This window comes from Pseudomonas sp. J380, from assembly GCF_009827115.1.
Classification (GTDB): domain Bacteria; phylum Pseudomonadota; class Gammaproteobacteria; order Pseudomonadales; family Pseudomonadaceae; genus Aquipseudomonas; species Aquipseudomonas paracarnis.
Window position 1 is genome coordinate 4218396 of record NZ_CP043060.1, and the last position, 22464, is coordinate 4240859.

Annotated in this window: 23 protein-coding genes and 1 pseudogene; 6 read left to right on the forward strand and 18 right to left on the reverse strand. The window is 61.3% G+C overall.

Annotated elements, in window-relative coordinates:
• The first annotated feature begins 68 nt into the window (after positions 1-68).
• Both tagQ and FXO12_RS18945 read left to right on the forward strand, forming a co-directional pair.
• The gene (tagQ, locus tag FXO12_RS18940) at positions 69-992 is read left to right on the forward strand and encodes a type VI secretion system-associated lipoprotein TagQ (RefSeq protein ID WP_003195532.1); all 924 of its coding nucleotides are present in this window, start codon (positions 69-71) and stop codon (positions 990-992) included.
• 124 nt (positions 993-1116) lie between these two features.
• Positions 1117-1491: a hypothetical protein gene (locus FXO12_RS18945; protein ID WP_003195530.1), complete on the forward strand. Its 375-nt coding sequence runs from the start codon at positions 1117-1119 to the stop codon at positions 1489-1491.
• A 129-nt stretch (positions 1492-1620) separates the two neighbouring features.
• Here the strand turns inward: FXO12_RS18945 and FXO12_RS18950 are convergent, their stop codons facing one another.
• The 6 genes from FXO12_RS18950 to exbB form a co-directional block, all read right to left on the reverse strand.
• On the reverse strand, positions 1621-3021 hold the full coding sequence (locus FXO12_RS18950; RefSeq protein ID WP_032894530.1) for an aminoacyl-tRNA deacylase and HDOD domain-containing protein: 1401 nt from the start codon (positions 3019-3021) through the stop codon (positions 1621-1623).
• Positions 3022-3234: 213 nt separating this feature from the next.
• Positions 3235-5310 carry an ATP-dependent DNA helicase RecG gene (gene recG, locus FXO12_RS18955; protein ID WP_034129255.1) on the reverse strand — a complete coding sequence of 692 codons (2076 nt, stop codon included), beginning with the start codon at positions 5308-5310 and terminating at the stop codon, positions 3235-3237.
• 8 nt (positions 5311-5318) lie between these two features.
• Entirely contained in the window at positions 5319-6239 is a 921-nt protein-coding gene (locus FXO12_RS18960) for a hydrogen peroxide-inducible genes activator (protein WP_003195523.1), read from the reverse strand.
• 156 nt (positions 6240-6395) lie between these two features.
• Positions 6396-7142, reverse strand: a complete 747-nt coding sequence (locus FXO12_RS18965; protein WP_003195521.1) for an energy transducer TonB — start codon at positions 7140-7142, stop codon at positions 6396-6398.
• On the reverse strand, positions 7139-7564 hold the full coding sequence (gene exbD, locus FXO12_RS18970; protein WP_003195519.1) for a TonB system transport protein ExbD: 426 nt from the start codon (positions 7562-7564) through the stop codon (positions 7139-7141). Before exbD ends, FXO12_RS18965 begins: the two co-directional genes overlap by 4 nt.
• A 6-nt stretch (positions 7565-7570) precedes the next feature.
• Positions 7571-8554: a tonB-system energizer ExbB gene (gene exbB, locus FXO12_RS18975; protein WP_034129097.1), complete on the reverse strand. Its 984-nt coding sequence runs from the start codon at positions 8552-8554 to the stop codon at positions 7571-7573.
• Positions 8555-8742: 188 nt separating this feature from the next.
• On the opposite strand from exbB, the gene FXO12_RS18980 reads away from it, so the two are divergent.
• Positions 8743-9594 carry an SDR family oxidoreductase gene (locus FXO12_RS18980; protein WP_057975249.1) on the forward strand — a complete coding sequence of 284 codons (852 nt, stop codon included), beginning with the start codon at positions 8743-8745 and terminating at the stop codon, positions 9592-9594.
• 126 nt (positions 9595-9720) lie between these two features.
• On the opposite strand, the gene FXO12_RS18985 is transcribed toward FXO12_RS18980, so the two are convergent.
• From FXO12_RS18985 to FXO12_RS19010, 6 genes are all read right to left on the reverse strand, one after another.
• Positions 9721-10461 (reverse strand): hypothetical protein, encoded by a 741-nt coding sequence (locus FXO12_RS18985; RefSeq protein WP_057975250.1) that lies wholly within the window; start codon positions 10459-10461, stop codon positions 9721-9723.
• A 56-nt stretch (positions 10462-10517) separates the two neighbouring features.
• Complete coding sequence (locus FXO12_RS18990; protein WP_003176922.1) at positions 10518-10898, reverse strand: RidA family protein; 381 nt, start codon at positions 10896-10898, stop codon at positions 10518-10520.
• 24 nt (positions 10899-10922) lie between these two features.
• Entirely contained in the window at positions 10923-13028 is a 2106-nt protein-coding gene (spoT, locus tag FXO12_RS18995) for a bifunctional GTP diphosphokinase/guanosine-3',5'-bis pyrophosphate 3'-pyrophosphohydrolase (protein WP_003195510.1), read from the reverse strand.
• A gap of 60 nt (positions 13029-13088) precedes the next feature.
• A complete protein-coding gene (rpoZ, locus tag FXO12_RS19000; protein ID WP_003195508.1) occupies positions 13089-13352 on the reverse strand; it encodes a DNA-directed RNA polymerase subunit omega in 264 nt (87 codons plus the stop codon).
• A gap of 167 nt (positions 13353-13519) precedes the next feature.
• On the reverse strand, positions 13520-14140 hold the full coding sequence (gene gmk, locus FXO12_RS19005) for a guanylate kinase (RefSeq protein WP_019818119.1): 621 nt from the start codon (positions 14138-14140) through the stop codon (positions 13520-13522).
• A 10-nt stretch (positions 14141-14150) separates the two neighbouring features.
• A complete protein-coding gene (locus FXO12_RS19010; RefSeq protein ID WP_003195504.1) occupies positions 14151-15014 on the reverse strand; it encodes a YicC/YloC family endoribonuclease in 864 nt (287 codons plus the stop codon).
• 287 nt (positions 15015-15301) lie between these two features.
• Between FXO12_RS19010 and rph the strand changes: the two genes are divergently transcribed.
• Both rph and FXO12_RS19020 read left to right on the forward strand, forming a co-directional pair.
• Positions 15302-16024, forward strand: a complete 723-nt coding sequence (gene rph, locus FXO12_RS19015) for a ribonuclease PH (RefSeq protein WP_003195497.1) — start codon at positions 15302-15304, stop codon at positions 16022-16024.
• Positions 16025-16046: 22 nt separating this feature from the next.
• Positions 16047-16415: a DUF4870 domain-containing protein gene (locus tag FXO12_RS19020; protein ID WP_003195495.1), complete on the forward strand. Its 369-nt coding sequence runs from the start codon at positions 16047-16049 to the stop codon at positions 16413-16415.
• A gap of 59 nt (positions 16416-16474) precedes the next feature.
• Here the strand turns inward: FXO12_RS19020 and FXO12_RS19025 are convergent, their stop codons facing one another.
• Complete coding sequence (locus FXO12_RS19025; protein WP_003195493.1) at positions 16475-17254, reverse strand: exodeoxyribonuclease III; 780 nt, start codon at positions 17252-17254, stop codon at positions 16475-16477.
• Between the two features lie 82 nt (positions 17255-17336).
• Between FXO12_RS19025 and pyrE the strand changes: the two genes are divergently transcribed.
• On the forward strand, positions 17337-17981 hold the full coding sequence (gene pyrE / locus FXO12_RS19030; RefSeq protein ID WP_057975296.1) for an orotate phosphoribosyltransferase: 645 nt from the start codon (positions 17337-17339) through the stop codon (positions 17979-17981).
• A 165-nt stretch (positions 17982-18146) separates the two neighbouring features.
• Here the strand turns inward: pyrE and argB are convergent, their stop codons facing one another.
• The 5 genes and pseudogenes from argB to coaBC all read right to left on the reverse strand — a co-directional run bounded on the left by argB (position 18147) and on the right by coaBC (position 22402).
• Positions 18147-19052, reverse strand: a complete 906-nt coding sequence (argB, locus tag FXO12_RS19035) for an acetylglutamate kinase (protein WP_003213275.1) — start codon at positions 19050-19052, stop codon at positions 18147-18149.
• A gap of 19 nt (positions 19053-19071) precedes the next feature.
• A pseudogene (locus FXO12_RS19040) lies at positions 19072-20478 on the reverse strand (phosphomannomutase/phosphoglucomutase); the annotation flags it as partial.
• A complete protein-coding gene (locus FXO12_RS19045; RefSeq protein WP_125919836.1) occupies positions 20411-20665 on the reverse strand; it encodes a hypothetical protein in 255 nt (84 codons plus the stop codon). The pseudogene FXO12_RS19040 and the gene FXO12_RS19045, both read right to left, overlap by 68 nt.
• A 67-nt stretch (positions 20666-20732) precedes the next feature.
• Positions 20733-21188 (reverse strand): dUTP diphosphatase, encoded by a 456-nt coding sequence (gene dut / locus FXO12_RS19050; RefSeq protein WP_054919777.1) that lies wholly within the window; start codon positions 21186-21188, stop codon positions 20733-20735.
• Between the two features lie 5 nt (positions 21189-21193).
• Positions 21194-22402 carry a bifunctional phosphopantothenoylcysteine decarboxylase/phosphopantothenate--cysteine ligase CoaBC gene (gene coaBC, locus FXO12_RS19055; RefSeq protein WP_003195481.1) on the reverse strand — a complete coding sequence of 403 codons (1209 nt, stop codon included), beginning with the start codon at positions 22400-22402 and terminating at the stop codon, positions 21194-21196.
• Positions 22403-22464: the final 62 nt, after the last annotated feature.

Genomic DNA, 22464 nt, shown 5'->3' on the forward strand with positions numbered 1-22464 from the left:
GAGCTTGGAAGGGACTCAGGCGGCGGTGGGCCGTGCTGGGCAAGTCAAACTTAACAGAGATCACATCTATGCTTTTTTCCCGTAAGGCGGTTTCCAAGCGTCACCTGCTGCTGATCGCAGCTGGTTTCAGCACCGTGTTGACTGGTTGCGCTACGTCGCCTGCGTCCAAGGTGGCGTCGAGCACCAAGGTCGAGTACTACCCCAACTGCTACGAGCCGGTGCAGCACCTGCGCGCCACCGATTCGGACATGACCAAGTCGGTCGTCACCGGTGCCGCGATCGGCGCGGCCGGCGGTGCCCTGCTGGGCGCGCTGACCGGCGACAAGGACAGCCGTGGCCGCAATGCCGCGATCGGTGCCGCAGGCGGCGCCCTGGCTGGCGGTGCGGCGGGTTACTACACCGAGCGCCAGAAACAGATCACCGATGACAACCAGCGCATCGCGTCCTACTCCACCGACTTCAACAAAAGCGCCTCGGACATCGACCGCAGCACCGCCTATGCCAAGGCGTCGCAGCAGTGCTACCAGAGCGCATTCACCAAGCTGGTGGCTGATCGCAAGGCCAAGACCGTCAACGACACCGAAGGCCGCAAGCGCCTGGCGGAAATCGTCGCGGGCCTGAAGGAGTCCAATGACCTGATCGTGACGGTCAACGGCAAAGCCAGCGAAGACCTGAACAACTACACCCAGGCCTACGAGAAAGACCTGCAACAGGTCGGCGTACAGCGCAGCGATGTGGTGACCGTGGCCACCGCCGATACCACGCCAGTGGTCGCTCCGGCCAAGGGCAAGAAAGCCGTCAAGCCAGCCAAGAAGCCGGTTCTGCCGACAGTGCCGAAAGAAGCGGTCACCACCGAACGTAGCATCCAGACCGTGCAGGCCAAGCAAGCTGAAAGCAAGCAGGTCGCCAGTGCGGGCAAGACCCAGATCGAAGCAACCTGCCGCAATCCAAACCTGGCCGACTGGGCGCCAGTGCCTTGCCCTAACGTTTAAGTACTTGTTGCTATAAGCGTTAAACGCCAACCGATCTGCGCCTAAAGCGCGAGATCGGTGGCGTTCCTTTTGCAAATCGTTACACTGCTGCGGCCACTCCAATAAATACACCGAGGCCGTGTGCATGAAATTTCGTCTTCTCCTGTGGGTGCTGGGCCTGATGATGGGCAAAGCCAGCCGCACCAACCCCGCCTTCCAGCAGCAACTGGGTGACAAAGACCTGGCCTTCCAGCTGCAGACCCTCGACGGCAAGGTTGCCCGTCACTTCATCGTCAAAGACCAGCGCATCACCAGCCGCTCAGGTGTCCACCCGGCGCCGGCCTTCGCGATTGCCTTCAAGGATGCCGCCTACGGCTTCGCCACGATGCAGGCGAAGAACAAGCAACTGGCGTTCATGACGGGGATTCAGGACAAGTCGATCCAGATCAAGGGCAACCCGGCACTGGTGATCTGGTTCCAGGGCCTCACCAAGTATTTGAAGCCGAAGAAAAAGAAGTAGGTGGTCAGGTAGACCGAGTTGACTTCATCGCAGGCAAGCCAGCTCCCACAGTGACCGCGTTCCAACTTGGAAATACGGTCAACTGTGGGAGCTGGCTTGCCTGCGATAGCGGTTTAACAGGCGGTGGGCTTACCCCTGGCTGAACTGCGAAGCCAATTCGCGCAACAGCACTTCGGCATCCAGCACTTTACCCACCACGTCCTCGGCCTTCTCGCGACTCAAGCCCAGGCGCTCAAGCAACGCGTCGGGAATGGATTCATCCGGCCCGGAGCCAATCCCCCGGCTGCGCAACAGGCGCACCGCCAGGCACACCAGGTTCGGATACTCGGCATATTGCCCGTCATACGTGGGGTCGTGCTGGAAGCGCAGGGCGGTGCACAGTTCGTCCGGCATGTCCCAGTAGCGCATCAGCCAGGCGCCGATCTGTTCGCGGCTGATGCCCAGCAAATGTTGCTCGACGTAGCTGTGGCACAGGTGCGGGTTGACCTCCAGGTGGCGGCAGATCAGCGAGAAGTGCGGCGGAAACACGTGGGCCAGCAGCAGGTAGCCGAAGTTGTGCAGCAAACCTGCCAGGTAGGTCAGGCCGGCTTCCGGGCGCTGGGCGCGGGGCATGGCACGGGTCAGGCCTTCAATCACGGCGGCGGTGTAGATCGACTGGTGCCAGTACGGCGTGGACAGGTGCGGGCGGTCCTTGGGCAGGCTCAGGGTTTTGCCCAGGGCCAGGCCCAGCGCCAGGTTGATCACAAGATCAAAGCCCAGCACGCGCACGATGGCGTCTTCGACTGAGCGGATCTTGCCCGGCGAGGCGTAGTAGGGCGACGCGGCCCAGCTTACGACCTGGGCGGCAAGGGCCGGGTCGGTTTCCACCACGCCAGTAATGTCGTCGATGGTGGCGTTGGGATCCACGCGCAGCTTGATGATCTTCTGCGCCGTGTCGGCCAGCGGCGGAATTTCGATGGTCGCTTCCAGGCGTTGCTGGATACGGCGAGCGGTGAAGGCTTGCATCGCCTGGGTGATTTCCTCGCGGTCATCATTGGGGCGGTCGAGGTTCGGACGGATGTTGCTCAAGGGCTCACCGAACTGCGCGGCGCTGGCCTTGGTGAGCAGGCTCTTGAAGGCGTCGGTGGGGATTTCCAGCAACAGCCCGGCTTCGCCCGAATGCACCAGCAGGCTCGGCTCATTGAGCAAGCGGCCTTCGTACAGGCACGGCGAACTGGTCAGGGGCGGCAAGCCCGGCAGCAGGCTCAGGTCATGCTTGCCCAGCATGCGCTCGACCCGCTCGGGGGCGACGGCCGTGAGGCGGCGACCGGTGAGTTCGGCGAGGCGGTTGAGGTCCAGCAATTGGCTTTGGGGAAACAGCACCATGAGCGCGCCAACCGCATCTTCAAGCAACACCGCCTGGACCTTTCGGGCAGGGTTCAGGCCAGGCTGTTCGATGACTTCCGTGTAGGGGATGGCGAGCTTTGCGAGCAGCGCCCGAATGACCGGCGGGGCGGTCAGTGGGGCTGTGGCGAGGGCAACTTCTGACATGGCCTGATCCAATTTCTTACATTCATTGGAGTATAACCAGCTTGATACGGGTGTTGGTCGGATAAGTGGCGTTTGTGATGAGGTTGGCGGTGTGCTGATTACCCTGTAGGAGCGAGCTTGCTCGCGAAGACCTTCCTGGCGGCGCCATCATCCAGAGCGTCCGCGTCATCGTTGGCGTTTTTCGCGAGCAAGCTCGCTCCTACAGGGAAGAGGTCAAACCTGGCCGTATTGCTGGCCGTGGCGCAGCCAGCGGTTGAGCAAGGGGCTGACGTGATCGGGCCAACGCTCGAGCAATGCTTGCGCAGCATCGCGCACGGCGGGCAGCAGGTCGGCATCGCGCATCAGGTCGGCGACCTTGAATTGCAGCAGGCCGGTCTGGCGCGTGCCGAGCATTTCACCGGGGCCGCGCAGTTCGAGGTCTTTTTCGGCAATGACAAAACCGTCGTTGGTTTCGCGCATGATGCCCAAGCGCTGGCGACCGATCTGCGACAGTGGCGGATGATAGAGCAGCACGCAGTGGCTGGCGGCACTGCCCCGGCCAACCCGCCCGCGCAATTGGTGCAGTTGCGCCAGGCCCAGGCGCTCGGGGTTTTCGATGATCATCAGACTGGCGTTGGGGACGTCCACGCCCACTTCAATCACGGTGGTAGCCACCAGTAATTGCAGGTTGCCGGCCTTGAACTCGGCCATTACCGCGGCTTTTTCCGCCGGTTTCATACGGCCATGAATCAACCCCACCTTGAGCTCACCCAAGGCACTGGTGAGGTCTTCATAAGTGGTTTCGGCGGCCTGGCAGGTCAGTTCTTCGGACTCTTCGATCAGGGTGCATACCCAGTACGCCTGGCGGCCTTCGGCGCAAGCGCCGCGCACGCGCTCGATCACTTCGACGCGCCGGGTGTCGGTGACCAGCACGGTGTTGACCGGCGTACGCCCCGGCGGCAGCTCGTCGAGGATCGAGGTGTCGAGGTCGGCGTAGGCGCTCATGGCCAGGGTGCGTGGGATCGGCGTGGCGGTCATGATCAACTGGTGCGGGTTCATGCGCCCGCCCACGCCTTTCTGGCGCAGGGCCAGGCGCTGTTGCACGCCAAATCGGTGCTGTTCGTCGATGATCACTAGCGCAAGGTTCTTGAACTGCACTTCGTCCTGGAACAGCGCATGGGTGCCCACCACCATCGGTGCGCCGGCGGCGATCTGCTCCAGGGCGGCCACGCGGTTCTTGCCTTTGAGCTTGCCAGCCAGCCACGCCACCTCCAGGCCCAGCGGTTCGAGCCAGCGCTTGAAGGTGATGAAGTGTTGTTCGGCGAGAATTTCCGTCGGTGCCATCAGCGCCACTTGATAGCCAGCTTCCAGGGCTTGCAGGGCGGCCAGGGCAGCGACCACGGTTTTGCCTGCCCCTACGTCACCCTGGATCAACCGCAGCATCGGTTCTTGCTGGCTGAGGTCGTAGGCGATTTCATTGCCCACGCGCTGTTGCGCGCCGGTGGGCGCAAAGCCGAGGTTGGCCAGGTATTGCGCAGGCAGCCGCGTGGCTCTGGGCATCGCCGGGGCGCGCAGGGAACGCATGCTTTCGCGCAGGCGTTGCTGGGACAGCTGGTGCGTGAGCAGTTCTTCAAAGGCCAGGCGATGTTGGGCCCAATGATGACCGAGGGCGAGTTCGTCCACATCGGCATCGGCGGGCGGGTGATGCAAATACCGAATCGCATCGGCCAGGGGCGCCAACTGATAATCGCGGGCCAGCTCCAGGGGCAGCCAATCGGGCAGACTTTGCGGGCCAAGCATCGTCAGGGTTTGCATGCACAACTGGCGCAGGCGTTGCTGGGTCAGGCCCTCGGTCAGCGGGTAGATCGGCGTGAGCGTGGTGTCCACCGGTGGCGGCTCGTCGCCGGTAATGGCGCGGTATTCCGGGTGGTAGATTTCCAGGCCCGATGCGCCAGGGCGTGCCTCGCCGTAGCAGCGCACGCGGGTGCCACGCTTGAGGCCTTCCTTCTGCGCGTTGCTGAAGTGGTAGAAGCGCAGGCTCAAGCCGCCGGTACCGTCCTGCAGGCGCACCACCAGGCTGCGGCGCTTGCCCATCACCACGTCGGCGCCACTGACGGTGCCTTCGATCACCGCGTCTTGCCCAGGGCGCAAATGGCCGATGGGCACCACGCGGGTGCGGTCCTGGTAGCGCAGGGGCAGGTGGAACAGCACGTCCTGAAGGTTCTCCAGGCCGACCTTGGCCAGCTTCTCGGCCATGGCCTCACCGACACCCTTGAGTGCCGTCACCGACACCTGCGACAGCTCAGTCATACCGTGGCTTAGCTCGCAACGGGCGGCTTGGCCACCGAACACAGACGGATCGAGTCCGCGAGAATCTCAATCGCTTTGGGGCGCGGGAAGCTGGCGCGCCAGGCAATCGCTACGGTACGGAACGGCACCGGCGGCGTGAGTGGGCGCACTTCGATCACGCCCTGGGCGTAGTGATGGCTGTCTACCGCAGACAGCGGCAGGATCGAGATACCCAGGCCGGAAGCGACCATATGGCGAATGGTTTCCAGGGAGCTGGATTCCACCGTGGTGTGCTTGGCGCCGTCGTTGCCCTTGGTCAGGGTCGGGCAGGCTTCCAGCACCTGATCGCGGAAGCAGTGGCCTTCACCGAGCAGCAGCAGGCTCTTGTCGTTGAGCAGGCCGGCGTCGATGGTGTCCTTCTTGGTCCACGGGTGGGAGGCCGGCATCAGCACGTAGAACGGCTCGTCGTAGAGCGGCAGGGTCAGCACGTCCGCTTCGTTGAAGGGCAGGGCGATGATGATCGCGTCCAGCTCGCCGTTGCGCAGTTTGTCGCGCAGCACGTGGGTGAAGTTTTCTTCGATATACAGCGGCATCTGCGGTGCGACGCGATGCAGTTGCGGGATCAGGTGCGGGAACAGGTAGGGGCCGACCGTGTAGATCGCGCCGACCTTGAGCGGCGCGGTCAGCTGGTTCTTGCCGGCCTGGGCCAGTTCGCGAATGCTTTGCGCCTGCTCCAGGACCTTCTGCGCCTGGGCAACGATGCCTTCGCCCACCGGGGTGAGGCGCACGGCGCTCTTGCTGCGCTCGAAAATCAGCACACCGAGTTCGTCTTCAAGCTTTTTCACACCCACCGACAGCGTCGGCTGGCTGACGTGGCAACGCTCGGCGGCATGGCCGAAGTGCTGTTCTTGGGCGAGGGTCACGATGTAGCGTAATTCTGTGAGAGTCATAGCGGGCGTCCATGAGGTTGCGGGCCAAGCATACCGGCTGCAATCGATAGACGCACGTTATCAGAACTTTGCTGGGGATTGAGTGGGGAATATCGGAATTTTACTGAGGTATTAAAGCGAATGTGGGAGGGAGCAAGCCCCTCCCACAGTGCTCTCTCAGCGGCGACGCTTGTCGATGTTGTAGACGAACGGCGCGACCAGTTCGACGCTGCCGTTTTTCAACAGGTCTGCCGGTGGCTTGGGTAGCGGCTGAGCCTTGCGGATCATCTCAAGGGTTGCACGGTCCAGGTCGGCGTTGCCGGAGCGGCCTTCCAGTTCGTAGGACAGCACATTGCCTTCGCCATCGACCACGAAGCGCAAGCGGTTCATACCTTCCTTGCCACTGCGTTGGGCGCCGGGCGGGTACTTCTTGTACTTCTGCAGATGCGCCAGCAACGTGCTTTGCCAGGATGCCTGGGCGGCCAGCTGCTGTGCCGACGGGCCCGGTGTAGGCTGGGCGGACTTCTGCGCAGGTGCGTTGCTCGGCGGCGTTTCGCTCGGCGGCTCCTCGGAAGGTTTCTCCTTGGGCGGCTCGGGCTTCTTCTCCACCGGTTTTGGCGGTTGTGGCTTGGGCTTGGGCTTGACCGGCTTGGGCACCTGGATCGTTGGCTTGGGCGCCTCGGCCAGCTTCGGCAGGGGCAGCTCTTCGACCGGTGGCGGCGGCGGCGCAACGACCTTGGGCGGTGCTGGAGGCGGCGGCGGTGCTGGCAGCGGCGCCAGGTCGATGACCATGGCGGCGGGTGGCAGCTGGATCGCCTGCGGCGCGGACCATTGGAGCGCGATGATGATCGCGACGGCATGCACGCCCAGCACGACGGCGAGGCTGGTGCCATAACGCGTCAGTTTGTGGCGCGTCGTGATCATTTCTTGGCTGCCGTCTCAAGTCCGACCAGGCCTACCTTGAGGTAGCCGGCTGCCCGCAGGGCATCCATCACGCTCATCAGGTCGCCGTAGTCCACGCCTTTGTCGGCCTGGAAGAAGATGGTCGTGTCTTTCTTGCCTTGGGTCTTGGCATCCAGCACCGGCCCCAGGGTTTCAGCCTTGACCTCTTCTTCGCCCAGGAACAGGCGTTGGTCCGCCTTGACGCTGAGGAAGATCGGTTTTTCCGGCCGCGGCGCCGGCTTGGCGCTGGACGCGGGCAGGTCCACCTTGATGTCCACGGTTGCCAGCGGTGCCGCCACCATGAAGATGATCAGCAGCACCAGCATCACGTCGATAAACGGCGTGACGTTGATTTCGTGGTTCTCGACGAGTTCGTCGTCGCCTTGATTCAAATGCAGGCCCATGGCCGATTACCCCACTTTCACCATGTGCGGTTGCGAGCTGCGCTCGGTAGGCAGGTGATCGAGGTCACGGCTGACGAGCAACAGGACTTCTGCAGACGCATCCGATACCTGAGCCTTGTAGCCGGCGATCGAACGGGCGAAGACGTTGTAGATGACCACCGCAGGAATTGCGGCAACCAGGCCCAGGGCGGTAGCCAGCAGGGCTTCGGCGATGCCGGGGGCAACGACGGCGAGGTTGGTGGTCTGGGTTTTGGCGATACCGATGAAGCTGTTCATGATGCCCCACACGGTACCGAACAGGCCGACGAAGGGTGCGGTGGAACCGATGGTAGCGAGTACGCCGGTGCCGCTGCTCATGTTACGGCCGCAGGCGGCCACCAGGCGCTCAAGGCGGAAGCTGACGCGCTCCTTGATGCCTTCTTTTTCACGGGTGTTGGCCGACAGGCGCATTTCTTCCAGTGCGTCGTGCACCAGCAGGTTGGCCAGGGTGCCCTTCTTGGTCGCGGTTTCGCTCGCTTCCTTGAGGGTGGTGGCTTTTTTCAGGTGGACGATTTCAGCGCGCAGACGACGCTTGGCGCCCAACAGCTCGAAGCCTTTGGCAATCCAGATGGTCCAGGTGATGATCGAGGCAATGGCCAGGCCGATCATTACGGCTTTCACCACCACGTCAGCATTCTGATACATGCCCCATGGCGACAAGTCGTGGGCCATGCCCAGGGTGTTGTCTTCTTCCAGCACCACGCCGGTTTCGTCGGCAGGTGCGGCGGCGCCGGCGGCCTGGGCCGGGTCGGTGGCCACTGGCGCGACGGCAGGCGTTGCCGCAGTAGCGGCATTTTGCTCGGCAGCTGCCGGAGCGGCTGGGGCAGTGGCGTCAGCGAATGCGGCGGTCGGTGCCAGCAATACGCTGAACAGCATCGCAGCAATCGCACGCCAGGCGCGGGAGGGGCTGTGAAGCTTGGTTGGCGAAGCGGGGGTTGTATGACGTGTCATGCTGGCCGGACCTGAGAGAAAAAATGGGTGATCGTCCTTCCAGACCATTTAGGGTCGAGGACAAATGGGCGGTTATTATTGCAAGTAATTCTTGTTAACTAAAGTGGCACTGTTACTTTATTTCGCTTTTTACTGGCCGTTGATCCACTCGCGCGGCTAATCTGCGCCTTTGAGAATGGAGTTTTGTGATGTCTGTGCCTTCTGTTGTGATTGCCGGTTGCGGTGATGTGGGTAGTCGGCTGGCTAGCCAATTGCTGGCCTCGGAATGGGAGGTTCACGGCCTGCGCCGCGATATTTCGCGCCTGCCCGACGGGGTGATCGGCATCGCCGGCGACCTGTTCAAAAAGGACTGCCCGGACACCTGGCCGATCGGCGGGGTGGATTATCTGGTGTACTGCGCCGCTGCCACCGACCACGACGAGGCCGGCTATCGCGCCGCCTACGTGCAAGGGTTGCAGCATGTGTTGGAGTGGTTGGAAGACTACGGCCAGACGCCCAAGCATTTGCTGTTTGTCTCCAGCAGCAGTGTGTATGGGCAGCAAAACGGCGAGTGGGTCGACGAAACGTCCGAGACGCAAGCGAAGGGCTATTCCGGGCAGGTGATGCTGGAAGCTGAACAGGTGGCGCTCAACAGCGGTATTCCAGCGACCATCGTGCGACTGACCGGGATTTACGGCCCGGGTCGGGAATGGCTGCTCACTCAGGTTCGCCAAGGCTATCGCGTAGCGGTTGACCCGCCGTTGTATGGCAACCGTATCCACGCCGATGACGCCGCGGGCCTGCTCGCCTTTTTGCTGCGGCATGTGGAGAAGGGCGGTTCGCTGGACAAGGTCTATATCGGCGTTGACGATGCGCCGGCACCACTGGCCGAGGTGGTGGCGTGGTTGCGCGAGTACCTGGGTGTGACCGAATGGGCCGAGGACGCCAGTGTGCGGCGTGCGGGGAGCAAGCAGTGCAGTAATGCACGTATCAAGGCGCTTGGCTGGACGCCGACATACCCGACTTACCGGGAAGGCTATGCGGCGATTCTGAAAGGCTGAAGCGCGGCAAAAAATGTGGGAGCTGGCTTGCCTGCGATAGCGGTATATCAATCACATCTTTGTTGGATGTAATACCGTCATCGCAGGCAAGCCAGCTCCCACATTTGGATTTGGGCGAGGCTTTAATTACTTCTCAAGCAACCATTGGCGAGTGCCTGGCGTAAACGAAGGCACTTCATCGGCCTGCGCGGTATTGATCGCCTGGAAGATCTCCAGTTGCTTACCCTTGCGCGTGAAGATCCATGGGTTGCCCTGGCCGTCCAGTTGCAGCCAGATGCTGTCGTAGCCGCCGCTCATGGAGGCGCAATCGCCTGCCAGGCAGAGTGAATAGCGATCAACCCCCGGCAGGCCGGCGACCTTGCCGTCTGCCTGGAACTGCACCGTGGCACCGCTGCCGGTGCCGTCGCTGATCTTCCAGTCGCCGCCCATATAGGCCGCATACAACGCGCGCTCGAAGGTGGCGCCCAGTGGCGCGCCTTCCGGTGCGGGTTCTTTGGCGCGGGCAAACAGCTGTTCGGGCTCATTGTCGTTGGCCACTTGCAGCAGTTGCTTGCCTTTGCGCTTGAGTTCGGTGGCTGAGCTGCCATAGAAGTCCACGCTCCACGCGCCGGGCTTTTCACCCGACAACTTGCCTTCCGCCACTTCAAAACCGTTGTAGTAGCGCGCCTGCAAAGCCTTGGTGTTGACCTCCCACTCGAGGTTGGGGCCATAGGACTGCAGGGCTTCACGCAAAGGGCCGCCCTTGGCTGCCGCGTCGATGGCGGCCTGGTTGATCCAGGTACCGCTTACATCGAGGTCGGCGGGGTTGCTGGCACAGCCGCCGAGCAACAGTGCGAGCAACGAGGAGGCTACAAGCGCTTTGCGCATTACGAAATCCTTCTGAAACGAAGTCGGCGCAGCCTGTTTGGGCTGCGCCGGGTGTTTTACTCGATGACCAGAATGGCGTCCATCTCAACCTGTGCGCCCTTTGGCAGGGCGGCGACGCCGATGGCGGCGCGGGCTGGGTAAGGTTGTTCGAAGTACTTGCCCATGATCTCGTTGACCTTGGCAAAGTGGCTGAGGTCGGTGAGGAAGATGTTCAGCTTGACGATGTCCTTGAACGAACCACCGGCAGCTTCAGCCACGGACTTGAGGTTTTCAAAGACCTGCACGGTCTGGGCTTCGAAGCCTTCAACCAGTTCCATGGTCTTTGGGTCCAGCGGGATCTGGCCGGACATGTAGACGGTGTTGCCCGCCTTGATCGCCTGGGAATAAGTGCCGATGGCGGCTGGAGCTTTATCGCTGGTGATAACTGTCTTGGTCATGAATGACTCCTTGTAATGGATCGGTTATGCACGCATGCGGGTGATGCGGATCACACCGGTCAAGGCGCGCAACTTTTTGATCACGCGGGCCAGGTGCACGCGGTCGTGCACGCTGACCACCAGTTGGACCACGCTGATGCGACCATCGCGTTCGTCCATGCTGATTTTCTCGATATTGCCGTCGGCGGCGTTGACGCTGCTGGCCAGCAGGGCGATGAGGCCGCGCTGGTGTTCCAGCTCCACTCGCAGTTCGACGTTGAATTCGCCGGTGACATCCTTGGCCCACGAGAGCTGGATGCATTTTTCCGGGTTGTGGCGGATTTCGGTGATGTTGCGGCAGTTGTCCAGGTGCACCACCATGCCTTTGCCGGCGGACAAGTGGCCAACAATCGGGTCGCCCGGGATCGGCGTGCAACATTTGGCGTAGCTGAGCACCAGGCCCTCGGTGCCGCGAATCGCCAGTGGGCCTTCGGGGCTCGGCAACTGTTCGCCTTCGCCCAGCAGGCGGCGCGCAACCACGTAGGCCATGCGGTTGCCCAGGCCGATGTCTTCCAGCAGGTCTTCGATGGTTTCCTGTCGGTACTCGTGGAGCATCGCTTGCACGCGCTCTTGCGGAATCTTGTCCAGGGCGCTGTCGAAGCCGTTGAGCACCTTGTTCAGCAGGCGTTCGCCCAGGCTGATGGATTCGGAGCGGCGCTGCAATTTCAGCGCGTGGCGAATATGCGTACGGGCCTTGCCGGTGACCACGAAGTTGAGCCAGGCCGGATTCGGGCGAGCGCCCGGTGCGCTGACGATCTCCACCGTGGAACCGCTTTGCAGCGGTTCGGACAACGGGGCAAGGCGCCGGTTGATGCGACAGGCGATGCAGCTGTTGCCGACATCGGTGTGCACCGCGTAGGCAAAGTCGACCGCCGTGGAGCCTTTGGGCAGCTCCATGATCCGGCCTTTGGGCGTGAACACGTAGACCTCGTCCGGGAACAGGTCGATCTTCACGCTTTCGATAAATTCCAGGGAGTTGCCGGCACGTTGCTGCATTTCCAGCACGCCCTTGACCCATTGGCGCGCACGGGCATGGGTGCCTTTGGGCTGCTCGTCACCGCTGGACTTGTACAGCCAGTGGGCGGCAATGCCGTTGTTGGCCATCTCTTCCATTTCGCGGGTGCGGATCTGGATCTCGATCGGCACGCCGTGCATGCCAAACAGGGTGGTATGCAGCGACTGGTAGCCGTTGGCCTTGGGAATTGCGATGTAGTCCTTGAAGCGGCCCGGCAGGGGCTTGTACAAATTATGTACAGCGCCCAGTACGCGGTAGCAGGTATCGACCTTGTCGACGATGATCCGGAACGCATAGACGTCCATGATCTCGTTGAAGGCCCGACGCTTGCCGCGCATCTTTTTGTAGATGCCGTAGATGTGTTTCTGCCGGCCGCTGACCTCGCCCTCGATCTCGTCGATCGCCAGGCAATGGCTCAGGGACTCTTCGATCTTGTTGACGATTTCCTTGCGGTTGCCCCGTGCGCGCTTGACCGCCTGGTAGATGCGCGCCGAACGCATGGGGTGCATGGCTTTAAAGCCCAGGTCTTCGAATTCGATACGAATGGCGTGCATGCCCAGCCGGTTGGCGATGGGCGCATAGATTTCCAGGGTTTCCTTGGCGATGCGCCGGCGCTTTTCGCCGGACAGCACTTCCAGCGTGCGCATGTTGTGCAGCCGGTCGGCCAGCTTGACCAGGATCACCCGAATGTCTCGGGCCATGGCCATGGCCATTTTCTGGAAGTTTTCCGCCTGGGCTTCGGCCTTGGTCTCGAAGTTCATCTGGGTCAGCTTGCTGACCCCATCGACCAGTTCGGCCACGGTTTCGCCAAATTGCGCACTGAGCGCTTCCTTGGCAATGCCGGTGTCTTCGATCACGTCATGCAGCATCGCGGCCATCAGGCTCTGATGGTCCATGTGCATGTCGGCAAGAATATTGGCCACCGCAAGAGGATGGGTGACATACGCCTCGCCGCTACGTCGGCGTTGGCCGTCGTGGGCTTGTTCGGCGTAGAAATACGCTCGGCGAACCAGGTTGACCTGGTCTGCGCCGAGGTAGGCCGATAAGCGATCGGCGAGGGCGTCTATGCTCGGCAAAGTGTGAACTCCTGCCGATGGCTGTGACCCCGCGCCGTGCTACGTCGACCAGGCATAGGCTTAGACGTCCTCGTTGGACTCGCCTTCGAACGCTGCAAACAGCGGTTCGTCTTCAACGATTTCGGCGTTGGCGATGAACTCGTAGCTCATCAGGCCTTCAGCGATTTCACGCAGGGCTACAACGGTAGGCTTGTCGTTTTCCCACTGGACCAGAGGCTCTTTGCCGCCAGTGGCCAGTTGACGGGCACGCTTGGTAGAGAGCATGACCAGCTCAAAGCGGTTATCCACGTGTTCTAGGCAGTCTTCAACGGTTACGCGGGCCATGGTATTCCTCGGAGCGAATGCAAGATGCGCGCTGCCCGGTTGGGCGAGCGGACTGAGCAGTTTAAAAAATCACCAGCGTTTAGGGAAGCGCTGATTTTTCGCAGGCCTTCGCAAAACCGCTGCAAGTGCCAATGTAAGGCCCTTGCAGCTGTTTTGGGAAGAGTCAATCAGCCGAGCAATTCGGCGAGTAATTTGCCGAAACGCTGCTGTTGGCGCTTTTGCTGCAGTTGGTTGGCGCGGAAAATCGCCTTCAAATCATCCAGGGCGTGGGTAAAGTCGTCATTGATGATCAGGTAGTCGTAGTCGACGTAGTGGCTCATTTCGCTGACGGCTTCACGCATGCGGCCCTCGATGATCTCATCGCTGTCCTGGCCGCGGTTGGTCAGGCGTTGGTGCAGGGCTTGGAGCGATGGCGGCAGGATGAAGATGGAGCGCGCCTTGGGCATCAGCTGGCGCACTTGCTCGGCGCCCTGCCAGTCGATCTCCAGGATCAGGTCGTGGCCTTCGTCCAGGGTCTGTTGCAGGTGGCTCTGCGAGGTGCCGTAGAGGTTGCCGAACACTTCGGCGCGCTCCAGGAAGTCACCGTGTTCGATCATCTTGACGAACTCGGTACGCTCGACGAAGTGATAGTGCACGCCGTCCACTTCGCCCGGGCGCATGGCGCGGGTGGTGTGCGAGACCGAAATGCGGATCTGCTCGTCAGCGTCGGTCAAGGCCTTGACCAGGCTGCTCTTGCCCGCGCCCGAAGGGGCGGAAATGATGTAAAGGGTGCCGGTGCTGTGGGTCATGGAGGGTGCCTTACTCAATATTCTGTACTTGTTCGCGCATTTGCTCGATCAACACTTTGAGGTTGACCGCCGCCGTGGTGCTGCGCGGGTCGAACGCTTTGGAGCCCAGTGTATTGGCTTCGCGGTTGAGTTCCTGCATCAGGAAGTCCAGGCGCCGACCGGCGGCACCGCCGGACTTGAGTACGCGGCGCACTTCAAGGATATGGGTGCTCAGGCGGTCAAGTTCTTCGGCCACGTCGCTCTTCTGCGCGAGCAGGACCATTTCCTGTTCCAGGCGCGTCGGATCGAGGTCGGCCTTCATGTCGGTGAAGCGGTCGAGGACCTTCTGGCGCTGGGTGGCGAGCATCTGCGGTACCAATTCGCGCAGGGTCACTACGTCGGCTTCGATCGAGGTCAGCCGCTCGTTGATCAGGCGCGCCAGTTCGGCGCCTTCGCGTTCACGGCCGGCCTTGAGCTCCTTCAGGCCCTGGTTGAACAGGGCGAGGGCTTCGGCATTCAAGGCCTGTGGGTCTGCCGCGTCGGCCACCAGCACGCCGGGCCAGGCCAATACTTCCAGAGGGTTCAATGCGGCCGGCTGTTTGATCAGGCCGGCGATGGTTTCGGCCGCGGCCACCAGTTGGGCGGCGCGGTCTCGGTCGACCTGCAGCGGCTTGCCGGTGGTTTCTTCGGTAAAGCGCAGAGTGCATTCCAGCTTGCCGCGGGAGATGCCCTGGCGCAGCGCTTCACGCACGGCACCTTCAAGGTCGCGGAATGACTCTGGCAGGCGCAGGTGCGGCTCCAGGTAACGGCTGTTGACCGAGCGCAGTTCCCAGCTGAGGGTGCCTTGGGCCCCGGCTTTTTCGACACGGGCGAAGGCGGTCATGCTGTGGACCATGGAGGTACCTCGCGTTGGATAAATAGAAATTGGCCAGGCCGACCTGTAGGAGCGAGTTTGCTCGCGAAGAACGCAAGGGCGCCGCGCTGAATCAGGAAGCCCCCGTAATTGTTGGCGTTTTTCGCGAGCAGGCTCGCTCCTACAGTCTGGAGGCGCAGGATTGTAGCGCAGTGGGAGGGGGGTGCCCAAACCCGGGCATTGGTAACCGGATTTTTTAGAAGTGCCCCGAACCGGCTTGCGGCTCTATAATGGTCGGCAGTTTTTCGTCCTCAGTACAGGTATCCCCTATGAAACGTCCAAGTGGTCGCGCTGCCGATCAGCTCCGCTCGATCCGCATCACCCGCAACTACACCAAACACGCCGAGGGATCCGTACTGGTCGAGTTTGGCGATACCAAGGTCATCTGCACTGTCAGCGTCGAAAACGGCGTGCCGCGCTTCCTCAAGGGCCAGGGCCAGGGTTGGTTGACCGCTGAATACGGCATGCTGCCGCGCGCCACTGGCGAGCGTAACCAGCGTGAAGCCAGCCGTGGCAAGCAAGGCGGGCGTACCCTGGAAATCCAGCGCCTGATCGGCCGCTCCCTGCGTGCCGCCCTGGATATGTCCAAGCTGGGTGACGTCACCCTCTACGTCGACTGCGACGTGATCCAGGCTGACGGCGGTACCCGCACGGCGTCCATCACCGGCGCCATGGTGGCCCTGGTCGACGCTTTGAAAGTCATCAAGAAGCGTGGCGGCCTGAAAGCGGGTGACCCGCTCAAGCAGATGATCGCCGCTGTGTCTGTTGGCATGTACCAGGGCGAGCCTGTGCTGGACCTGGACTACCTGGAAGACTCGGCCGCCGAGACCGACCTCAACGTGGTCATGACCAGCACCGGTGGTTTCATCGAAGTGCAGGGCACTGCCGAAGGCGCGCCATTCCAGCCGGCTGAGCTGAACGCCATGCTGGCCTTGGCCCAGAAAGGCATGACCGAAATCTTTGAATTGCAGAACGCCGCGCTGGCTGACTGAGCCGGCCCCAAGGAGAAGCGCCATGAATGACAGCCAGTTGCCGGTCCCGGCCCCGTCCAAGGAAGTACGCCAGTGGGCAATGTTGTGTCATTTTGCGGCATTCCTGGGGTTGGTATTCCCCTTCGGCAGCTTGCTGGGGCCGTTGATCCTGTGGCAATTCAAGAAGGACATGGACCCGCTCATCGATGACCAGGGCAAGGAGGCGCTGAATTTCCAGATCACTGTGGCGATCGCCTGGCTGGTGTGCCTGTTGCTGGGCTTCGTGGTCGTTGGCTTCTTGCTGATGACCGTGCTGGTGATCGGGGCGTTGATACTGACAATCATCGCCGGTATCAAGGCCAACAAAGGCATTGCCTATCGCTATCCGTGGACGTGGCGCCTGGTCAAGTAACCGAGCGGTCACAAAAAAACCGACATCACTGTCGGTTTTTTTGTACCTGGAAAAAGACCTCAGATGGTCAATGTCCAGTCGTAGTCCACGATCAGCGGCGCGTGCTGCGAGAAGCGCGGCTGGCGCGGCAGGCGTGCACTGCGCACGAACCGGCGCAGGCCTGGGGTCAGTAGCTGGTAGTCGAAACGCCAGCCCAGGTTGAGCATCTCAGCCTGTTCGTTATCTGGCCACCAGCTGTACTGGTCGCCTTCGCGACTGACTTCACGCAGGGCATCGACATAGCCCATGTTGCCGACAATCTCGTCCATCCAGGCGCGTTCTGGCGCCAGGAAGCCCGGGGATTGCTGGCTGTCGCGCCAGTTCTTGATATCCAGTTTCTGTTGCGCCACGTACAGCGAGCCACAATAAATGTACTCGCGACGTTTGCGTCGCTGCTTATCCAGGTAACGGGCGAAATCGTCCATTAGCTTGAATTTCTGGTTCAAGTCTTCATCGCCGTTCTGCCCGGAAGGTAGCAGCAAGGTCGCGATGCTGACCTTGTCGAAATCGGCTTGCAGGTAACGCCCGTAGCGGTCGGCTGTCTCGAAGCCGAGGCCGCTGATGACCGCCTTGGGTTGCAACCGCGAGTACAAAGCCACGCCACCTTGGGTGGGCACTTCGGCATCGCAGGCATAAAGGAAGTAGCCATCCAGTTGGAAGGCTGGGTCGTCCAGTTCAAAGGCGGAGGCACGGGTGTCCTGCAGGCAGATGACGTCGGCATTCTGTGCTTGCAGCCAACTGAGCAAACCACGCTCGACTGCAGCCTGAATACCATTAACGTTCACACTGATGATCCGCATAAATGGCCCCAAAAATCGCGTGCGTGTATGATACACGCCGTCCACCCAATTAGCTAAATCCGTGGTATCTGAGGCTTTTTTCATGCAGGCGTATCAGCGCGATTTCATTCGTTTTGCCATCGATCGCGGCGTTTTACGCTTCGGTGAGTTCACCCTCAAGTCCGGGCGCACCAGCCCGTACTTCTTCAATGCGGGCCTGTTCAACTCAGGTTCGGCCCTGGCTCAGCTGGGCCGTTTCTATGCGGCAGCCATCGTTGAGAGCGGTATTTCCTTCGACGTACTCTTTGGCCCGGCCTACAAGGGTATTCCCCTGGCAGCGGCGACGGCGGTAGCCCTGGCGGAGCATCACGGGCAGGACTTGCCGTGGTGTTTCAACCGTAAGGAAGCCAAGGCCCATGGTGAAGGTGGCAGCCTGGTCGGCGCGCCATTGACCGGCGATGTACTGATCATCGATGACGTGATCACCGCGGGTACTGCTATCCGTGAAGTGATGCAGATCATCGCTTCCCAGGACGGCGCCAAGGCTGCCGGTGTGTTGATCGCCTTGAACCGCCAGGAGCGTGGCAACGGTGAGTTGTCGGCGATCCAGGAAGTGGAGCGTGACTTCGGCATTCCGGTGGTGAGCATCGTGTCGTTGAACCAGGTGTTGCAGTTCCTGGAAGATGACTCGCAGCTCAAGCAACATTTGCCGGCTGTGCGTGCATACCGCGAGCAGTTCGGCGTCTGACACTGAATCCTGTGGGAGCGGGCTTGCCCGCGATAGCGATGTGTCAGGCGGTGCATTTTTGCATGTACTGTCGTCATCGCAGGCAAGCCAGCTCCCACATTTGAACTGTGTACAAACAAAGGCCCCGCTCAATTCAATTGAGCGGGGCCTTTTGCTTTGCAGCGATCAAGGGCGCTTGCGGTTACTGATCAACGTACCGACACCGGTATCGGTGAAGATTTCCAACAGTATTGCATTTGGCACGCGGCCATCCAGGATCAGCGAGCTGCCGACGCCGCCCTGCACGGCTTCCAGTGCGCAACGGATCTTCGGCAACATGCCGCCGTAGATGGTGCCGTCGGCGATCAGGTCGTCTACCTGCTGGGTAGTCAAGCCGGTCAGTACCTTGCCTTCCTTGTCCATCAAACCGGCGATGTTGGTCAGCAGCATCAGCTTTTCAGCCTTCAGTGCTTCCGCCACTTTACCGGCTACCAGATCGGCGTTGATGTTATAGGACTCGCCATTAGCACCCACGCCGATCGGCGCAATTACCGGGATGAAGTCGCCCTTGACCAGCAGGTTGAGCAAATCGGTGTTGATGCCGATGACTTCGCCCACCTGGCCGATGTCGATGATTTCCGGCTGGGTCATCTCCGGCGTCTTGCGGGTCACGGTCAGTTTCTTGGCGCGGATCAGTTCCGCATCCTTGCCGGTCAGGCCGATGGCGCTGCCGCCGTGGCGGTTGATCAGGTTGACGATGTCTTTGTTGACCTGGCCACCGAGGACCATTTCCACCACGTCCATGGTTTGCGCGTCAGTGACACGCATGCCATCGATGAAGTGACTCTCGATCGACAAACGCTTGAGCAGGTCGCCAATTTGCGGGCCGCCGCCGTGGACGACCACGGGGTTGATCCCCACAGCCTTCATCAGCACGATGTCGCGGGCAAAGCCGGTTTTCAGCTCATCGCTTTCCATGGCATTGCCGCCGTACTTGATCACCAGCGTCTTGCCGACGTAGCGTCGAATGTAAGGCAACGCTTCGGACAGGACCTTGGCGGTGTTGGCAGCGGCTTCGCGTTCGAGGGTCATTCAGGGCTCCGGGCAAAAATCAGAACGGTAATTGGAGATCAGGGGCAACACGTTTCAACTGGGCGTGGAACACGTCCTTGATGCGCTGCAACTCAGCCTCGGTATCCGCCTCGAAACGCAGGACCAGCACCGGTGTGGTGTTGGACGCGCGAACCAGGCCCCAGCCTTTGGCGTAATCGACTCGCACACCATCAATGGTGGTCAGGTTGGCGCCTTCACCCCATTGCGCATCGTGCAATGCGTCAATGATGCTGAATTTGCTCTCCTCGGTCACATGGATATTGATCTCTGGCGTAGAAATATCATTCGGGAAGGTCTGAAACAGCTCTTCGGCCGTGGATTTCTCCTTGCTGAGGATCTCCAGCAGGCGAGCGGCACTGTAGATACCATCGTCAAACCCGAACCAACGTTCTTTGAAGAACACGTGACCGCTCATTTCACCGGCCAACAGCGCGCCGGTTTCCTTCATTTTCTTTTTGATCAACGAGTGACCGGTCTTCCACATTAGCGGGCGACCACCGTATTCCTTGATCAATGGCGTCAGGCGACGAGTGCATTTCACATCGAAGATGATCTCGGCGTTGGCATTGCGCGCAACCACGTCTCTAGCAAACAGCATCAACAGGCGGTCCGGGAACACGATCTCGCCGGTTTCGGTCACCACGCCCACACGGTCGCCGTCGCCATCGAAGGCCAAGCCGACGTCGGCGCCCACTTCCTTGACCTTGGCAATCAGGTCTACCAGGTTTTCCGGCTTGCCTGGGTCCGGGTGATGGTTGGGGAAGTTGCCGTCTACTTCGCAGAACAGTGGGATCACTTCGCAGTTCAGGGCTTCGAGCAATTGCGGGGCAATCACACCCGCTGCGCCGTTGCCGCAGTCCACCACGACTTTCAAGCGGCGGGCGAGCTTGACGTCGCGAGTGATTTCATCGGAGTAGCGCTGGAGGATATCGACCTTGGTGATGCTGCCGGTGCCGCTGGTCAAGTCGTTGGTCTTCAGGCGGGTGTGCAGAGCCTGGATCTGTTCATTGGCGAGGGTGTCGCCAGCGATGACGATCTTGAAGCCGTTGTAATCCGACGGATTGTGGCTGCCGGTGAGCATGACCCCGGATTTGCCCGCCAGTACGTTGGCGGCGTAGTACAGCGCGGGGGTTGGCACCAGGCCGACGTCGCTGACATGGCAGCCGCTGTCAGCCAGGCCCTGGATGAGTTGCTCGACCAACTCCGGGCCGGACAAGCGGCCGTCACGGCCTACCGAGACGTTGGGTTCGCCTTGGGCCAGGCTCTGGGAGCCGATGGCGCGGCCGATCCAGTAGGCGGTTTCGGCGGTCAGGGTCTTGGGGACCACACCACGGATGTCATAGGCGCGAAAAATGCTGTCGGGAAAGGTCGGGGCTACGCGGGCTGCGGTACTCATCGCGGGGGAAACTCCATCTGAAAGGGGGCAAGGCGGGCCTGATGTGGCTGGCCGGCAGGCTCAAACTGAAGGGTATGACGGCGTTTTCGGCAGAGAGTTCGTGGTGTAAAAATGCCATCGGCGCTTCGGCCTCGGCATTATTTTTACCTAATCCTTTGATTTCATTATAGAAATCTCGATGATCATTTCCGCGCATTCTTTATCCTGAAAGGCCGGGCGGCGGTGTGTGGCCGGTCGATTGCGCCCGGCCACGTTCAGCTTAGTCAGTGACTGCCGGAATGCCCAAAACCGCCTGCACCACGTTGGGTTTCGTCGAATTCCTGCACCAATTCGAAATGCGCCTGCACCACCGGCACCAGTACCAGTTGGGCGATGCGCTCGCCGACGGCGATGTTGAAAGCAGTCTGGCCACGGTTCCAGCACGACACCATCAACTCGCCCTGGTAGTCGGAATCGATCAGGCCGACCAGGTTGCCTAGCACGATGCCATGTTTATGGCCCAAGCCGGAGCGCGGCAGGATCAGCGCCGCCAGGCCAGGATCGCCGACATAGATCGACAAGCCCGTGGGAATCAGGATGGTCTGGCCCGGCTCAAGGACGGTGTCTTGCTTGAGCATGGCGCGCAGGTCCAGGCCGGCGGAGCCCGGTGTGGCGTAGGCCGGCAGGGGAAAGTCGTTGCCGAGGCGTGGGTCGAGGATCTTGGCTTGTAAAGCATGCATGGACATTAAACCTGGTTCAGCCGTTGGGCGATAAAAGAGATCAGTTGGCGGGCAATCTTGCCCTTGCTGGTCTGGGCGAAAAGGGTGGCGTGCAATTCACGGTCGATCACGCTGCACGCATTTTCCTCGCTGTTGAAGCCGATGCTCGGGTTGGCGACATCATTGGCAACGATCAGGTCGAGGTTTTTGTCTTTCAGTTTGCGTGCGGCGTAGTCCAGCAGGTGCTCGGTCTCGGCTGCGAAGCCGACGCTGAACGGACGGTCCGGACGGGTAGCGATGGTGGCCAGGATGTCCGGGTTACGCACCATTTGCAGGAGCAGGCCGTCGCCGCTCGTAGGGTCTTTCTTGAGCTTCTGCGGGGCCACGACCTCGGGTCGGTAATCCGCAACCGCTGCCGAGGCGATAAACAGGTCGCAGGGAATGGCGGCTTCGCAGGCCGCCAACATGTCCCGGGCGCTGACTACGTCGATACGCGTAACGCGATCAGGGGTCGGCAAATGTACCGGGCCGGTTATCAGTGTGACCCGTGCGCCTGCCTCGACCGCAGCTTCTGCCAACGCGAAGCCCATTTTTCCTGAGCTATGGTTGGTGATGTAGCGCACCGGGTCGATGTTTTCCTGGGTCGGGCCGGCGGTGATCAGCACGTGCTTGCCGGTCAGGGCCAGATGCTGGAAGCACTCGGCTGCGCACTGCGCCAGGTCGGTGGCTTCGAGCATGCGGCCCAGGCCGACGTCGCCGCAGGCCTGGCTGCCGGAAGCCGGGCCGAACACCTTGAGGCCGCGGGTTTGCAGGAGTTGGGTATTGGCCTGGGTGGCCGGATCGCGCCACATGGCCTGGTTCATGGCCGGTGCGATAGCGACGGTGGCGTCGGTGGCCAATACCAGGGTGGTGAGCAGGTCATCGGCAATGCCCTGGGCCAGGCGGGCGATCAGGTCGGCAGTGGCCGGGGCTATCAGCACCAGGTCGGCCCATTTGGCCAGTTCGATATGGCCCATGGCGGCTTCTGCGGCCGGGTCCAGCAGGTCGAGGTGAACCGGGTGGCCGGACAACGCTTGCATGGTCAGCGGGGTGATGAACTCACTGCCACCACGGGTCATGACCACGCGCACTTCGGCGCCCTGGTCCAGGAGCCTGCGAACCAACTCTGCGCTCTTGTAGGCGGCAATGCCGCCGCCGACGCCGAGAACGATGCGTTTCCGATACAGACGCTGCATTGGTTTGCCTTTCCAGTTCAGTGATGCCAGTTCAATGACACCTGCGATGACCCCTCCCCAGG